The 15,549-nt window shown below is 51.9% G+C and carries 13 protein-coding genes; 7 read left to right on the forward strand and 6 right to left on the reverse strand.

Going from position 1 to position 15,549, the window contains the following annotated elements:
* Positions 1–356 precede the first annotated feature (356 nt).
* The 3 genes from glnA to glnG all read left to right on the forward strand — a co-directional run bounded on the left by glnA (position 357) and on the right by glnG (position 4,436).
* Positions 357–1,766, forward strand: a complete 1,410-nt coding sequence (gene glnA, locus ABIE11_RS20915) for a glutamate--ammonia ligase (protein WP_095284040.1) — start codon at positions 357–359, stop codon at positions 1,764–1,766.
* Positions 1,767–1,962: 196 nt separating this feature from the next.
* The gene (glnL, locus tag ABIE11_RS20920; RefSeq protein ID WP_100778328.1) at positions 1,963–3,012 is read left to right on the forward strand and encodes a nitrogen regulation protein NR(II); all 1,050 of its coding nucleotides are present in this window, start codon (positions 1,963–1,965) and stop codon (positions 3,010–3,012) included.
* Between the two features lie 11 nt (positions 3,013–3,023).
* Positions 3,024–4,436 (forward strand): nitrogen regulation protein NR(I), encoded by a 1,413-nt coding sequence (gene glnG / locus ABIE11_RS20925; RefSeq protein WP_102105701.1) that lies wholly within the window; start codon positions 3,024–3,026, stop codon positions 4,434–4,436.
* Between the two features lie 77 nt (positions 4,437–4,513).
* Here the strand turns inward: glnG and hemN are convergent, their stop codons facing one another.
* Both hemN and yihI read right to left on the reverse strand, forming a co-directional pair.
* Positions 4,514–5,887 carry an oxygen-independent coproporphyrinogen III oxidase gene (gene hemN, locus ABIE11_RS20930; RefSeq protein WP_429185328.1) on the reverse strand — a complete coding sequence of 458 codons (1,374 nt, stop codon included), beginning with the start codon at positions 5,885–5,887 and terminating at the stop codon, positions 4,514–4,516.
* A 188-nt stretch (positions 5,888–6,075) separates the two neighbouring features.
* Positions 6,076–6,591, reverse strand: coding sequence for a Der GTPase-activating protein YihI (yihI, locus tag ABIE11_RS20935; protein WP_100778324.1), 516 nt, complete (start codon positions 6,589–6,591; stop codon positions 6,076–6,078).
* A 582-nt stretch (positions 6,592–7,173) separates the two neighbouring features.
* On the opposite strand from yihI, the gene yihA reads away from it, so the two are divergent.
* Positions 7,174–7,800, forward strand: a complete 627-nt coding sequence (gene yihA / locus ABIE11_RS20940) for a ribosome biogenesis GTP-binding protein YihA/YsxC (RefSeq protein WP_102105704.1) — start codon at positions 7,174–7,176, stop codon at positions 7,798–7,800.
* 313 nt (positions 7,801–8,113) lie between these two features.
* On the opposite strand, the gene polA is transcribed toward yihA, so the two are convergent.
* Positions 8,114–10,906 carry a DNA polymerase I gene (polA, locus tag ABIE11_RS20945; protein ID WP_429185330.1) on the reverse strand — a complete coding sequence of 931 codons (2,793 nt, stop codon included), beginning with the start codon at positions 10,904–10,906 and terminating at the stop codon, positions 8,114–8,116.
* Positions 10,907–11,343: 437 nt separating this feature from the next.
* On the opposite strand from polA, the gene ABIE11_RS20950 reads away from it, so the two are divergent.
* Positions 11,344–12,252 (forward strand): acyltransferase, encoded by a 909-nt coding sequence (locus tag ABIE11_RS20950; RefSeq protein WP_181827056.1) that lies wholly within the window; start codon positions 11,344–11,346, stop codon positions 12,250–12,252.
* A gap of 15 nt (positions 12,253–12,267) precedes the next feature.
* On the opposite strand, the gene dsbA is transcribed toward ABIE11_RS20950, so the two are convergent.
* The 3 genes from dsbA to ABIE11_RS20965 all read right to left on the reverse strand — a co-directional run bounded on the left by dsbA (position 12,268) and on the right by ABIE11_RS20965 (position 14,249).
* Positions 12,268–12,891 carry a thiol:disulfide interchange protein DsbA gene (gene dsbA, locus ABIE11_RS20955; protein ID WP_102105706.1) on the reverse strand — a complete coding sequence of 208 codons (624 nt, stop codon included), beginning with the start codon at positions 12,889–12,891 and terminating at the stop codon, positions 12,268–12,270.
* Between the two features lie 26 nt (positions 12,892–12,917).
* Positions 12,918–13,904, reverse strand: coding sequence for a serine/threonine protein kinase (locus ABIE11_RS20960; protein ID WP_129035600.1), 987 nt, complete (start codon positions 13,902–13,904; stop codon positions 12,918–12,920).
* Between the two features lie 75 nt (positions 13,905–13,979).
* A complete protein-coding gene (locus ABIE11_RS20965; protein ID WP_102105708.1) occupies positions 13,980–14,249 on the reverse strand; it encodes a YihD family protein in 270 nt (89 codons plus the stop codon).
* A 68-nt stretch (positions 14,250–14,317) separates the two neighbouring features.
* Here ABIE11_RS20965 and mobA point away from each other — a divergent pair, with 68 nt between their 5' ends.
* Together mobA and mobB are read left to right on the forward strand one after the other, a co-directional pair.
* Complete coding sequence (mobA, locus tag ABIE11_RS20970; RefSeq protein WP_429185331.1) at positions 14,318–14,902, forward strand: molybdenum cofactor guanylyltransferase MobA; 585 nt, start codon at positions 14,318–14,320, stop codon at positions 14,900–14,902.
* Positions 14,899–15,405 carry a molybdopterin-guanine dinucleotide biosynthesis protein MobB gene (mobB, locus tag ABIE11_RS20975; protein WP_429185332.1) on the forward strand — a complete coding sequence of 169 codons (507 nt, stop codon included), beginning with the start codon at positions 14,899–14,901 and terminating at the stop codon, positions 15,403–15,405. The genes mobA and mobB overlap by 4 nt, the downstream gene beginning before the upstream one ends.
* The last annotated feature ends 144 nt before the right edge of the window (positions 15,406–15,549 follow it).

The following is a 15,549-nucleotide window of genomic DNA, read 5'->3' on the forward strand; positions in this document are numbered from 1 at the left end:
ATTGTACACGGATTAATCGCAGGACTAAACAGGATCACAAACATCCTCCGCAAACAAGTATCGCAGAGTTGCTTTGTGATCGCTTTCACGCAGCGTAAAAAGTGCACTTTAACGGAAATTGCACCAATATGGTGCTCAATGTTCACACTGAAGCACTATACTGGTGCAAGATGACTATCGTGGTGCAGCTCATTTGCACTATGACGTGCATGATAACGCCTTTTTGGGGTGATTTAAAAGTTGGCACAGATTTCGCTTTATAAAAATACGGCAAAAACATGGCGACCACGCCAGCCTTACACAGAATTGAAGACCTCGTTACCACGACGACAATGACCAATCCGGGAGAGTTACGTATGTCCGCTGAACACGTTTTGACGATGCTGAACGAACACGAAGTGAAGTTTGTTGATCTGCGCTTCACTGATACCAAAGGTAAAGAACAGCACGTCACAATTCCTGCTCATCAGGTAAATGCCGAATTCTTTGAAGAAGGCAAAATGTTTGACGGCTCCTCAATCGGCGGCTGGAAAGGTATCAACGAATCCGACATGGTTCTGATGCCAGACGCAACCACTGCGCTCATTGACCCGTTCTACGAAGAGTCTACCCTGATTATTCGTTGCGACATCCTCGAGCCAGGCACGCTGCAGGGCTACGACCGCGACCCACGCTCCATCGCTAAACGCGCGGAAGAGTACCTGCGTTCTACCGGTATCGCGGACACCGTGCTGTTCGGGCCAGAACCAGAATTCTTCCTGTTTGACGATATTCGCTTTGGTGCGTCTATCTCCGGTTCTCACGTAGCTATCGACGATATCGAAGGCGCATGGAACTCCTCCACCAAATACGAAGGTGGTAACAAAGGTCACCGTCCAGGCGTGAAAGGCGGTTACTTCCCGGTTCCTCCGGTCGACTCTTCTCAGGACATCCGTTCTACCATGTGTCTGATCATGGAAGAGATGGGCCTGGTTGTTGAAGCGCATCACCACGAAGTGGCGACTGCGGGTCAGAACGAAATCGCAACCCGCTTTAACACCATGACCAAAAAAGCGGATGAGATTCAGATCTACAAATATGTGGTGCACAACGTTGCACACCGCTTCGGTAAAACTGCGACCTTTATGCCAAAACCTATGTTCGGCGATAACGGTTCCGGTATGCACTGCCACATGTCTCTCTCCAAGAACGGGACTAACCTGTTCTCTGGTGACAAATATGCGGGTCTGTCCGAGCAGGCGCTGTTCTACATCGGTGGTGTCATCAAGCACGCTAAAGCGATCAACGCCCTGGCGAACCCAACCACCAACTCCTACAAGCGTCTGGTCCCAGGCTACGAAGCTCCAGTAATGCTGGCTTACTCTGCCCGTAACCGTTCTGCTTCTATCCGTATTCCAGTGGTTGCGTCTCCAAAAGCGCGTCGTATCGAAGTGCGCTTCCCGGACCCAGCGGCTAACCCATACCTGTGCTTCGCAGCGCTGCTGATGGCTGGTCTTGATGGTATCAAGAACAAGATCCACCCAGGCGAAGCGATGGACAAAAACCTGTACGACCTGCCTCCAGAAGAAGCGAAAGAGATCCCACAGGTTGCCGGTTCTCTGGAAGAAGCACTGAACGCGCTGGACGCTGACCGTGAGTTCCTGACTGCTGGCGGTGTGTTCACTGACGACGCTATCGATGCTTACATCGCACTGCGTATTGAAGAGAACGACCGCGTTCGCATGACGCCACACCCGGTTGAGTTCGAACTGTACTACAGCGTTTAATTTTCATCTGATTCACCGTCTTTCTTGTCGCTGCGGTGGCAGGAAAGACGCAGAAGATTTTTTTGTTGCCGTGGAAACTTTTAGCCCATCTTCGGATGGGCTTTTTTCTCCACCAACAACCTGATCTCACGCGCTTTTTACCACTAAAACGCTATACTGCACTAAATTAGTGCACCCAACTCCAGGAGACTGCTTAATGGCAACTGGCACGCTGCCCGATGCTGGGCAGATCCTCAATTCTTTAATCAACAGTATCTTACTGGTCGACGACGAGCTGGCGGTTCATTACGCCAATCCTGCGGCGCAGCAGTTGCTCGCCCAAAGCTCGCGTAAATTATTCGGTACCCCACTCCCGGAACTGTTGAGCTATTTTTCGCTGAATATTGCGTTGATGCAGGAAAGTTTATCGGCAGGCCAGGGTTTTACCGATAACGAAGTGACCCTGGTGATCGACGGGCGCTCGCACATTCTCTCCCTCACGGCGCAACGTCTGCCGGAAGGATTAATACTGCTGGAAATGGCGCCGATGGATAATCTGCGCCGTTTGAGCCAGGAGCAGCTCCAGCACGCACAGCAAATCGCCGCGCGCGATCTGGTGCGGGGGCTTGCCCATGAGATTAAAAACCCGCTGGGAGGCCTCCGAGGCGCTGCACAGCTGTTAACCAAAGCACTGCCGGACCCGGCGCTGGCGGAATACACCAACGTCATCATTGAACAGGCCGATCGCCTGCGCAATCTGGTGGACCGTCTGCTTGGGCCGCAGCAGCCAGGCATGCACGTTACCGAGAGCATCCACAAAGTGGCTGAGCGGGTAGTGAAGCTGGTGTCGATGGAGTTGCCTGCTAACGTCACGCTGGTGCGCGATTACGATCCGAGTCTGCCGGAATTGCCGCACGATCCCGACCAGATTGAACAGGTTCTGCTGAATGTGGTGCGTAACGCGCTGCAAGCCTTAGGCGCGGATGGCGGGCAAATCATTCTGCGTACGCGTACCGCGTTCCAGTTGACGCTGCATGGTGTGCGCTATCGCCTTGCCGCCCGAATCGACGTAGAAGACAACGGGCCAGGAATTCCGTCGCATCTGCAGGACACGCTGTTCTACCCGATGGTGAGCGGCCGCGAAGGCGGAACCGGGCTGGGATTGTCCATCGCCCGTAATTTGATTGACCAACACTCCGGCAAAATTGAATTTACCAGTTGGCCGGGTCATACCGAGTTTTCGGTTTACCTGCCAATAAAAAAATAAAGGTGACGACGATGCAACGAGGGATAGTCTGGGTAGTCGATGATGATAGCTCCATCCGCTGGGTGCTTGAACGCGCGCTTACCGGAGCAGGATTAAACTGCACCACCTTTGAAAGCGGTAGCGAAGTGCTTGATGCGCTCATCACTAAAACCCCGGACGTGCTGCTTTCGGATATCCGGATGCCGGGGATGGACGGGCTTGCGTTGTTAAAGCAGATTAAGCAACGTCATCCGATGCTTCCGGTCATCATAATGACTGCTCACTCCGATCTGGATGCCGCCGTTAGCGCCTACCAGCAGGGCGCATTTGATTACCTGCCAAAACCCTTTGATATCGATGAAGCCGTCGCCCTGGTGGAACGCGCCATCAGCCACTATCAGGAGCAACAGCAGCCGCGAAACGCGCCGGTGTTTGGCCCGACGACCGATATCATTGGCGAAGCGCCCGCGATGCAGGATGTGTTTCGCATCATTGGCCGCCTGTCGCGTTCATCCATCAGTGTGCTGATTAACGGCGAATCCGGGACCGGTAAAGAGCTGGTTGCGCACGCCCTCCATCGCCACAGCCCGCGCGCGAAAGCCCCGTTTATCGCCCTGAATATGGCCGCCATTCCGAAGGATTTGATCGAGTCGGAACTGTTTGGCCATGAGAAAGGCGCGTTTACCGGCGCAAATACCATTCGTCAGGGCCGCTTTGAACAGGCGGACGGCGGAACGCTTTTCCTCGATGAAATCGGCGATATGCCGCTGGACGTGCAAACACGTCTGCTGCGCGTGCTGGCCGATGGGCAGTTTTATCGCGTCGGCGGCTACGCCCCCGTTAAAGTCGACGTGCGCATTATCGCCGCCACGCACCAGAACCTTGAACAGCGCGTTCAGGAAGGCAAATTCCGTGAAGACTTGTTCCACCGTCTGAACGTAATTCGCGTCCATCTCCCGCCGCTACGCGAACGCCGGGAAGATATTCCGCGTCTGGCGCGCCATTTCCTGCAGGTGGCGGCTCGCGAACTGGGCGTGGAAGCCAAACTGCTGCACCCGGAAACCGATGCCGCGTTGACGCGACTGGCGTGGCCGGGCAACGTGCGTCAGCTGGAAAACACCTGTCGCTGGCTCACCGTTATGGCTGCCGGGCAGGAAGTGCTGATTCAGGATTTACCGGGTGAACTGTTTGAATCTACCGCGCCCGAAAGCAGCACCGGACAGTCGTTACCTGACAGCTGGGCGACGCTGCTGGCGCAGTGGGCGGATCGCGCGCTGCGTTCCGGTCATCAAAACCTGCTTTCCGAAGCGCAGCCTGAAATGGAGCGCACGTTACTGACGACTGCGCTTCGCCATACTCAGGGGCATAAACAGGAAGCGGCGCGGCTGCTGGGTTGGGGGCGAAATACCCTGACGCGGAAGCTGAAAGAGCTGGGAATGGAATAGCACTTATACACTTGTTGGCGCAGCGCTGATCAGAACTACGCCTGGTAGTCCCGGTCAGCGCTGCACCACAGGGACTTTTAGATTACGCGTGAAAATTGCTGCAAGCGGGCTTTCTGGCGCAGGTAGGCGTCAAAGCACATGCAGATATTACGAATCAACAAGCGCCCTTTTGGCGTCACCTGAATCGCTTTATCGCTCACATCCACCAGCCCATCCTTCGCCAGCGGCGCGAGCAGTTTCAGATCTTCATCAAAGTAGTCGGCAAAGGCGAGTTCCCACTGGGATTCGATGTCGGCAAAATGGAGGCGGAAGTTGCAGATTAACGCCTTAATCACATCCCGACGGATGCAGTCATCGCGCGTAAGCGCAATGCCGCGCCACAGAGCGTTTCCGCTTTCATCCACCTGCTGATAATACTGTTTCAATTCTTTCTGATTCTGCGCATAGCAGTCGCCAATCATGCTGATCGCCGAGACTCCCATCCCCAGTAAATCGGTGTCGCCCTGGGTGGTGTACCCCTGGAAATTGCGGTGCAGCACACCTTCGCGCTGGGCAATGGCCAACTCGTCATCAGGACGGGCGAAGTGGTCCATTCCGATAAACTGATAGCCGGTTTCCGTCAGAGACGTAATGGTTTCCTGCAGAATATCCAGCTTCTGCTGAGCAGAGGGCAAATCGGCATCTTTTATCTTGCGCTGGGCGGCAAAAAGCGTCGGCAGATGCGCATAGTTAAAGACGCTCAGACGATCGGGATTCAGCTCTGCCACGCGTTTCAGCGTGAAGGCGAAGCTTTCCGGCGTCTGTTTCGGCAGGCCGTAGATCAGGTCGATGTTGGTCGAGGTAAAACCGATGTCGCGCGCGTGGTTCAGCAGCGCAAAAATAAATTCCTCATCCTGCTCGCGATTGACCAGGCGCTGAACCTCTTTGTTAAAGTCCTGCACGCCCATGCTCAGGCGATTAAAGCCCTCGGCTCGCAGGTGATCGAGTACATCCAGCTCGATTTCACGCGGATCGACTTCAATAGAGATTTCAGCATCGGCCTCAAAACGGAAGTTAGCCCGCAGAAGATCCATCAGACGGCTGATTTGCGCTTTATTGAGATAGGTTGGCGTACCGCCGCCCCAGTGGAGCTGGCTTACGTTTCGCCCGGCAAACAGCGGCGCACGGTGCAGGATTTCCTGCTCGAGGGCGTCCAGATACTGATCGGCTTTGTGCTGCTGGCGGGTGACGATTTTATTGCACCCGCAGAAATAGCAGAGCTTGTGGCAGAAAGGAATGTGAACATAGAGCGACAGCGGGCGTTCAGGATATCGCGCAACTGCCTGCAAAAAATCGGCCTCGCCGAAGGTTTCAGCAAACTCCAGCGCGGTCGGGTATGAGGTATAACGCGGCCCGGAATAGTTATATTTCTGGATCAGGGCCAGATCCCAGTCGATGTTTGGTACAGACATGCTCACTCCTTCCGTTGGTGTCGCGTTCGTATACGACGGCCCGTTTTGACCCCATTGCGGGTCAATATTCGGGTGCGCAGCCACCTCTGTCGCCGCGACAACCGCCGTAGTTTAACGAATAACCACACCAGATAACATATAACCGGAAGGGTTATAAGAAGGACTATAGAGCCCGCTGGGTGCAAATGTTAGTTTCCACCTTTCAGCAGACGCATCATGTCGTCCTGCTTTTCTTCTTCTTCGTCTTCTTCATCGTCGTAAGAGAGACCGAGCTGCTGCATCAGTTCATCGATACGATCCAGTTTGGCATCGACCCATTTCTGCTCTTCAGCGTTCAGGGCTTCACCGCCCTCAAGACGTTCCAGCAGCGCGTCCAGGCGCTCATCGTTCTCCAGCATATCCAGCTCAGCCTGCGGTGAAAGCATAGGTTTCTCGCTCTTTTTAGGTTTTTGCTGCTTGATAACCGGGGCGTCCGTCACGCCCAGGGGAATGGGCGTTTTGCTCCCGATGCGCGGATCTTTCTGTTTGGATTGTTGCGCAGCGGAACCTGAAGCACTGCTGCCGTTCGCACGGCTACCCGAAGCATGACCACTATGCTTTTTCGCACGTTTGCGATCGCGAGCTTCCTGATTCAGTTCTTCACGGGTTTTGCGGTGCGCTTTTGCCGGGCGTTTAGCGCCCGCTGTGGATGTCGGTTTTTTCATGATGCCTTGTCTTTAAGCCATTTTCTTCAGTATAGAATTGCGGCGAAATCTAGCAGAAAGCAAGCAAAGAAAAAAGGCGACAGAGCAATCTGTCGCCTTTTTTCCTGACTCTCAACCCTTAACGGGTTATTCAATCCCTGTTTGCTAACAACTAACCCTGTTTATCCCTTAGCGAATATCATCCTTAATAGGGTCCATTTCCTTTTTTGAACGCCTCCTGGCGCTAACCATCCTGGTCGTCTTCCTGAGTCTTCGCCTCCTGGCGCTCCTGACCCTTATCCCTAAGTCGTTATCCTGTTGGCATCCTCGCCTTGGGTGCTACTTTACCTTTTTCAGTACTTCTGACAAGCCATCAAACTGGCCAAAATGGTATTTTCAGATAATTCCAAATCCTCAACATTATGATTTTAAATGATATGTTATTTTTACCGCATGAGGATTCTCTTAAATGTCCCATAGAGATTATGGGCAATGTCTCACAAACCTAATGGGTTTAATCTACATCCCGGAAGCGAAGTGAAAAGCCTTTTGCCTGCATTCAGGTATACTCCCCTTCAGATTAAGATTTTTGGAGACGACCACGTGACTACCTGGAACTACCAACAGACGCATTTTGTCACCAGTGCGCCTGATATTCGCCACTTGCCGCCTGATACAGGTATCGAAGTGGCATTTGCTGGCCGCTCCAACGCGGGAAAATCCAGCGCCCTGAATACACTGACGAACCAGAAAAGCCTGGCGCGTACCTCTAAAACCCCAGGTCGTACCCAGCTGATTAACCTGTTTGAAGTCGCTGATGGTAAGCGCCTGGTGGATTTACCCGGTTACGGCTACGCAGAAGTGCCGGAAGAGATCAAAATCAAATGGCAGCGCGCGCTGGGTGAATACCTGGAAAAACGCCAGTGCCTGAAAGGGTTGGTTGTGCTGATGGATATCCGCCATCCGCTTAAAGATCTCGATCAGCAGATGATCCACTGGGGCGTCGCCAGCGAAATCCCTGTTCTGGTGCTGCTGACCAAAGCCGATAAACTGGCGAGCGGTGCGCGTAAAGCGCAGTTAAAACTGGTGCGCGAAGCCGCGGTAGAATTTGGCGGTGACGTGCAAATTGAGACGTTTTCATCGCTGAAAAAGCAAGGTGTGGACGTTTTACGTCATAAGCTTGATAGCTGGTTTAACGATCTGGAACCCGCTACAGAAGCGGAAGAGTGATAAAAAGCGCGGCGATGTCCGCGTTTTTTTTAGTCCAAATATTTTCTTTGCCGCAATAAAAAACGCCCCAGTCATTACTGACTGGGGCGGCTAAAATATTCAGCCAAATCCGATTACGTGAAGTAAAAGGTCTGAAAGATAGAACATCTTACCTCTGTACCCTACGTCGTTAACTCTACTCTTTTTTTATCGCTGGACAAAGCACTTTTTGTAGTTTTTTTTCACTCTTTACATAGGTAAATCTAATGATTGTCACAAAAACCACGCTGTTATGTTGCTTACTTACATAAACAGCGTCTTAGTCATTGGACCCTTAGTGAGCTTGATCCCAGTTGTCTCCGCTCCCAACTTCCACCAGCAGTGGCACATCTAATTTCATGCTGCTTTCCATCAGTTCGTGGATCTTTTTCGTGACCGCTTCCAGATCATCCTTGTGCACTTCAAACACCAGTTCATCGTGTACCTGCATGATCATTTTCACGCGGGGTTTGTCCTTTTCCAGCCAGGCATCAACCGCAATCATCGCGCGTTTGATGATGTCTGCTGCGGTCCCCTGCATCGGTGCGTTGATTGCTGCACGTTCAGCGCCGGCGCGGCGCGCAGCGTTACTGGAGGTGATATCCGGCAGATAGAGACGACGGCCATCGAGAGTTTCCACATAGCCCTTTTCCTTCGCCTGAGCGCGAGTTCGCTCCATGTATTCCAGCACGCCCGGATAGCGCTCAAAGTAGAGATCCATGTATTTCTGCGACTCTTTGCGCGGAATATTGAGCTGGCGGGAGAGACCAAAAGCGCTCATGCCGTAGATCAGACCGAAGTTGATCGCCTTCGCGCTGCGGCGCTGCTCCCCGGTCACGCTGTCCAGTGGCAGACCGAACACTTCTGCCGCCGTGGCGCGGTGGATATCTTTGCCTTCCGCAAACGCCGTCAGCAATCCTTTATCACGCGACAGGTGCGCCATGATGCGCAGCTCGATTTGCGAGTAGTCGGCAGAGACGATCAGATAATCTTCCGGGGCAATAAATGCCTGACGAATGCGTCGCCCTTCTTCGTTACGAACTGGAATGTTTTGCAGGTTAGGATCGGTCGATGATAAACGCCCGGTCGCCGCAACCGCCTGGTGGTAGGAGGTATGAACGCGGCCGGTTTTTGGATTGATCATCAGCGGGAGCTTATCGGTGTAAGTCGATTTTAGCTTCGCGAGGCCGCGGTATTCCAGAATCACTTTCGGCAGCGGGTAATCTAGCGCCAGCTCTTCCAGCACCTCTTCCGAGGTGGACGGCGCGCCGCCAGGTGTTTTCTTCAGCGGTTTAATGCCCTGTTTTTCAAAAAGAATAGTCTGCAGCTGTTTGGTGGACGCGAGGTTAAAAGGCTCGCCGGCAATGTCATGCGCTTTCAGTTCAAGTTCATTCAGACGCAGGCTGATCTCTTCCGAATGTTTGTGCAGTACCGCAGGATCAATTTTAACGCCGTTACGCTCAATACGAGACAACACCGGCACCAGCGGCATTTCGACATTTTCGAAAATATTCAGCGGCCCTTCCTGCTTTTGCAGTTTCGGGTACATCTTCAGGTGCAGTTGCAGAGTTACGTCCGCATCTTCCGCCGCATAGCGGCCCGCCTCTTCCAGGGCGATCTGGTTGAAGGTCAACTGGTTTTTGCCCTTCCCGGCAATCTCTTCAAAGGTGACGGTTTTATGCTTGAGCCAGCGATCGGACAATGAATCCATATCATGACGGCCCGCCACGCTGTTCAGGATGTAAGATTCCAGCATGGTGTCGAAGGCAATACCGCGTAGCTCGATGCCGTAGTTCTGCAAAATACCGCGGTCATACTTCAGGTTTTGCCCGACCTTAAGCGCTTTGTCATCTTCCAGCAGCGGTTTGAGTAGCTCAAGCACGCGGTCACGGGAGATTTGATCCGGAGCATCCAGATAATCATGCGCGACCGGGACATAGGCGGCGATGCCTGGTTCTGTGGCAAAGGAAAGGCCCACCATATTGGCGGAGATGTTATCCAGACTGTCGGTTTCGGTGTCAAAGGCAAAAACCGGCGCTTTTTTCAGTTTCTCAATCCAGGCGATAAGCTGCGCTTCTTCCAGCACCGTTTCGTAGTTTTCGAAGGAGAGCGTACTGGCGGCCTCTTCGACGTCCTCATCGGCATCAACAACGATTGTCTCTTTTGGCTTCGCGGCAGGTTTTGCGCCCTTCGCCTGCATCCATTTCCCGGCTTCGAGGTCTGTTATCCAGCGTTTGAACTCATAATGCTTAAACAGGCCGAGAAGCTCTTCCGCCACCGGCTGCTGAACTTCGAGCTGCTCACAGGTAAGTTCCAGCTCGACGTCGGTTTTGATGGTGGCCAGCTTATAGGAGAGGTAGGCCACCTCTTTGTTCTGCTCCAGCTTCGCCGCCATGGTTTTTGCACCACGGAATGTCAGACCGGCGATTTTGTCAGATTCAGCATACAGCGTATCCAGCCCACCCAGGCCTTGCAGCAGGGCCTGCGCGGTTTTTTCGCCGACACCAGGCACACCTGGAATGTTATCCGAGGAGTCGCCCATTAAGGCGAGAAAATCAATGATGAGCTCTGGCGGCACGCCATATTTAGTGACGACTTCTTCCGGCCCAAGAATGGTATTGGTCATGGTATTGATGAGGGTGATCCCAGGCGTAACCAGCTGCGCCATATCTTTATCACCCGTACTGATCAGCACCGGACGGCCCATTTTCTCTGCTTCACGAGCCAGCGTACCGATGACGTCGTCCGCTTCTACCCCAGAAACTGCCAGCAGCGGCAGGCCCATCGCTTTTACCATCGTGTGCAACGGCTCGATTTGCGCGCGCAGATCGTCTGGCATCGGCGGGCGATGGGATTTGTAATCCTCAAAAAGCTCATCGCGGAAGGTTTTACCCTTCGCATCGAATACCACCGCCGCATGTGACGGCTGGTATTGCAGGATCAGACTGCGCAGCATATTCAGCACGCCATACATCGCGCCGGTTGGCTCCCCTGCGCTATTGGTCAGAGGAGGAAACGCATGATACGCCCGATACAGGTATGAAGAGCCGTCGACGAGAATAAGAGGGTTTTCTGGAATCTGAACCATAATGTCCGTGCCTTTAATCAATTTATGGCTAAAGGATGCCACAGAAGGATGAAAACATCAGTTTTTAGCACCGAATACAGGAAAAGATTTTGCGATCGTCGGGATCGCTCGCAAAATCAAACTGTGGATAAGTTTGTGCATACTTTTAATTCATATGAAGAATATTGTCATTTCCAGATCGCGTATGATTTTTTTATAGAATATTATCAGTTAGTTATAAATAGATCCGATCGGTATATTTCCATTTGATGACTATTTGCTCTATGTGGATATAAGAAGAGCCTAATAAGGTATGACAGACAAATAATCTGTTAAGGTGCAGATCCTGCGGTATCGTGGAGTGAAAGCCCCTGCTTTATTTGTTTTCTGGTAAAATCAGCGCCCTGCGGCACCGGTTTGGCTGCCAGATTACAGCTAACTACCTGAAAAAGCTCATCATGTCGAGATTACTCGCTGCAGTAACATTACTGTTAAGCATCTTTTTAACGATCCTGGTTACCATCGCCTGTTCTGTGCCGATCATCGTCGCCGGAATCATTAAACTATTACTGCCTGTCCCTGCTGTCTGGCGCGCGGTATCAGTCTTCTGCAATTTTATGATGTACTGCTGGTGTGAAGGGCTGGCATGGCTGCTACGCCTGAACCCGCATCTGCAATGGGATATCGAAGGGCTGGAAGGCCTGAACAAGAAAAACTGGTATTTACTGCTCTGTAATCACCACAGCTGGGCAGATATCGTGGTGTTATGCGTGCTGTTTCGCAAACATATTCCGATGAACAAATACTTTCTCAAGCAGCAACTGGCTTGGGTGCCGTTTATCGGGCTGGCCTGCTGGGCGCTGGATATGCCGTTTATGAAACGCTATTCACGCAGCTATCTTATTCGTCATCCCGAACGCCGTGGGCGTGATGTTGAAACGACACGTCGCTCCTGTGAGAAATTTCGGGCTCACCCAACGACAATCGTTAACTTCGTTGAAGGCTCACGTTTTACGGAACTGAAACGTCAGCAAACTCGCTCACCTTATAAGAATCTATTGCCGCCAAAAGCGGCGGGAATTGCAATGGCCCTTAATGTACTGGGATCGCAGTTCGATAAATTGCTGAATGTGACGCTGTGCTATCCAGAAAATGACGAGACACCTTTTTACGATATGTTAAGCGGTAAACTGACGCGTATTGTGGTGAGGATAAACCTGGTGCCGGTGAATGAAGAGCTGCACGGCGATTACATCAATGATAAGAATTTCAAACGTCGTTTCCAGCTGTGGCTGAACACGCTGTGGAATGATAAAGATGTGCTGATAAACGATCTTAAGTATGCAAACAAAAACGCCGGTCTGTGACCGGCGTTTTCACTTTTATTTCTTCTCTACCAGATATTTCACGGTGTCAGCATACTGCTGCACGAAGATATCCATATTGCTGGTATCCATACCCTGCGGATTCACCTGGTATTTACCATTGACGAACATCGCCGGAACGCCCTGCAGCTGAAGGTCTGCGGCCGCTTTTTCCTGCTGCGCGACCAGAGATTTCACCACAAAGCTGTTCCATGCTGCGTCGTAATCTTCGCCTTTCACGCCCGCATCAACAAAGACTTTACGGATATCAGCAACGGTCTGAACAGTTTGAGTTTTCTGTACAGCTTCAAACATAGGTGCTGTGACTTGATCTTCCACGCCCAGCGCCAGCGCAACAGCCCAGGCTTGCGTCAGATCTTTACCCAAAGGACCCAGGAATTCGACATGATACTTGGTCATTTTGGTGCCTTCAGGCAGCTTTTTCTTCACGTTATCAGAAACGTGCAGAACTTCTTCAAACTGGTAGCAGTGCGGGCAATAGAATGAGAAGAACTCAAGCACCTGCGGCTCACCGGCAACCGGCTTTTCAAGGGTAGTGAACTGCTTGCCATCGCTGAATTGAGCAGCAGATGCGCTAAATGCCAGAATCATACCTGCCAGCGCCAGCCATATTTTTTTCATGATCAACTTTCTCCTGATGTGTCCGATTAATACATTGGCGTTAATTGAAGTGGCGGTTCCTGCAGAACCTTAACTTGCTGAATAAAGGTGGTTGTCTGGCTGCGCCAGTAATCTTCCCCGGTAAGCCACGGGAAGTTTTTAGGAAACGCGGGATCGTCCCAACGCCTGATTAACCATGCGAGATAATATACAAAACGCATGGCGCGTAAAGGCTCAATCAGGGCAATTTCGTCTGAATTAAAGGGACTAAATTCTTCGTAGGCTTCGATGATGGTTTCAAGCTGCATCCGCTGTTCGGCTTTATCACCATTCAGCAGCATCCACAGATCCTGAATCGCTGGCCCCATGCGGGCATCATCGAGATCAACAAATAGCGGGCCGTCGCGCCAGAGAATATTCCCCGCGTGGCAGTCGCCATGTAAACGCAGGATATCGGTTTGATCATCCCAGCGCTCAGTTACGGCAGCAATAAGAGCATCGGTGGCTTTCAGGAAATTCGCTTTCAACGCTTTCGGAATCAGCGTAGACGTTTCGAACACCTGGCGCGGCTCCGTTAAATATTCCTCAAGCCCAATAACAGGTCGTGCGCTGAATGCTTTTTTGCGCCCCGTCTGATGCATGCGCCCCAGGTAACGAGCGACCCACTCCATTTGATCGATATTATCAGACTCAAACTGGCGGCCACCCAGGCTCGGGAAAACAGCAAAGAAATATCCCTGATGCGTGAGCAGCGACTGGTGATTAAACTGAATGGGTGCAGCGACCGGAACGTCGTCATTAACCAGATCGAGAGCGAACTGGTGCTCTTCCTGAATTTGCTCCGCCGACCAGCGTTGGGGACGGTAGAATTTAACGACAAAGCGCTGGCGATCCTCGTCCTGGAATTGATAGACGCGGTTTTCATAGCTGTTTAAAGGGGTTAGCCCGGAATCCACTCGAATGCCCTGTTCAAACAGAGCATCCATAATGGTATCCGGGTTTAATGTCTGGAAAGTAAAAGCCTTGTCGTTCATCCGATCATCCGGAAATTATACGAATGATTCAGGATATCATTTCACAGCGATTTCGGTGGCGCCGCTTACAAGGTTTTACTCTTTAATTACGCCACGGGCGCGCAGCAGCGCGGTTTTAAAATCTTCCTCGTAATCTTTCTTAATACCTGGAATCGCGGCATCTTTATCAGAATCACGCATTTTAAGATGGTAGATCAGGATGTCATCAGAAAGGTCGGCCAGTTCGCCGTCATAACCTGACTCTTTCGCCAGTTTCTGTAAAAATTGCATCAGGTTAAGCTCTGGCTCTTTTTGCCAGGCAGGCTGGAGAAGTTCGATAACTTCGTTCAGACGTTTACATTTCATCGTAGTGCTCCTTTCATTGATAGGAACACGTTAGCAGGGTCAATCCCACAATAAAAGAGGCGACATTCGTGAATCAGTGCCGGGGAGTGCTCGGCGTCGTGCTTGCAGGGGGAAGAGCGACGCGGATGGGCGGAAAAGATAAGGGCTTACAGGAGCTTAATGGAAAGCCATTATGGCTGCACGTCGCCGATGCGCTGAGAGTCCAGGTGGGAGCAATCGCCGTTAGCGCTAATCGTCACATTAATATCTATCAGCAACGCGGATATCCCGTCTATCAGGATGTGTTAGCTAACTATCCAGGGCCTCTGGCTGGCATGCTGAGCGTGATGCAGCAGGCAGATGATGAATGGTTTCTTTTCTGCCCATGTGATACGCCGTTTATCCCCTCTGTGCTTGCTGAGCGCATGATAGAACACCGGAAAGACGCACCCGTCGTCTGGGTACATGACGGAGAGCGCGATCACCCTGCGATTACGTTGGTTAGCAGAAAACTTTGTCCGGATTTACGCGCTTACCTGGCCTCAGGGGAGAGACGCGTTATGGTATTTATGCGCCAGTCAGGCGGTCATTCCGTTGATTTCAGCGATCTGAAAGAGGCTTTTGCTAACGTGAATACCACGGAAGATTTGCAAACACTGCAGGGGAAAGTATGAAACCTGTTTTAGCGATTGCCGCCTGGAGTGGGACGGGAAAAACATCACTTCTGAAAAAGCTGATCCCGGCCCTGTGCGCGCAGGGTATTCGTCCAGGATTGATTAAGCATACTCACCACAATATGGATATTGATAAGCCCGGCAAAGACAGCTACGAGCTGCGAAAAGCGGGTGCGGCTCAAACCATGGTAGCCAGCGCGCAACGATGGGCATTGATGACGGAGACACCGGGAGAAGAGGCGCTGGATTTAGATTATTTGGTGAGCCGAATGGATCATTCGACGTTGGATCTGGTGCTGGTTGAGGGATTTAAGCAGGAGTCAGTAGCGAAGATTTTGCTTTTCAGAAGCGATGCAGGGCATGAAATCGCTGAATTGACCGTAGATCAGCATGTGATTGCTGTCGCCAGTGATATTCCGCTTTCACTTCCCGTGCCGATTCTGGATTTAAATGATGTTGCTGGTGTTGTTGCGTTTATTCAGGACTGGATGGCAGAGCAATAACCGGGCTGTTGTGCCGGTCTGGGACTATTTTTGTATACAGACAAAAACACAAAAAGGCCATCCTTGCGGATGGCCTCTTCACTTGTTTGATGCCTGGCAGTTCCCTACTCTCACATGGGGAGACCCCACACTACCATCGGCGCT

Origin of the sequence: Lelliottia sp. 489 (assembly GCF_050435885.1) — a bacterium.
In the GTDB taxonomy this organism is placed as follows: Bacteria; Pseudomonadota; Gammaproteobacteria; order Enterobacterales; family Enterobacteriaceae; genus Enterobacter; species Enterobacter nimipressuralis.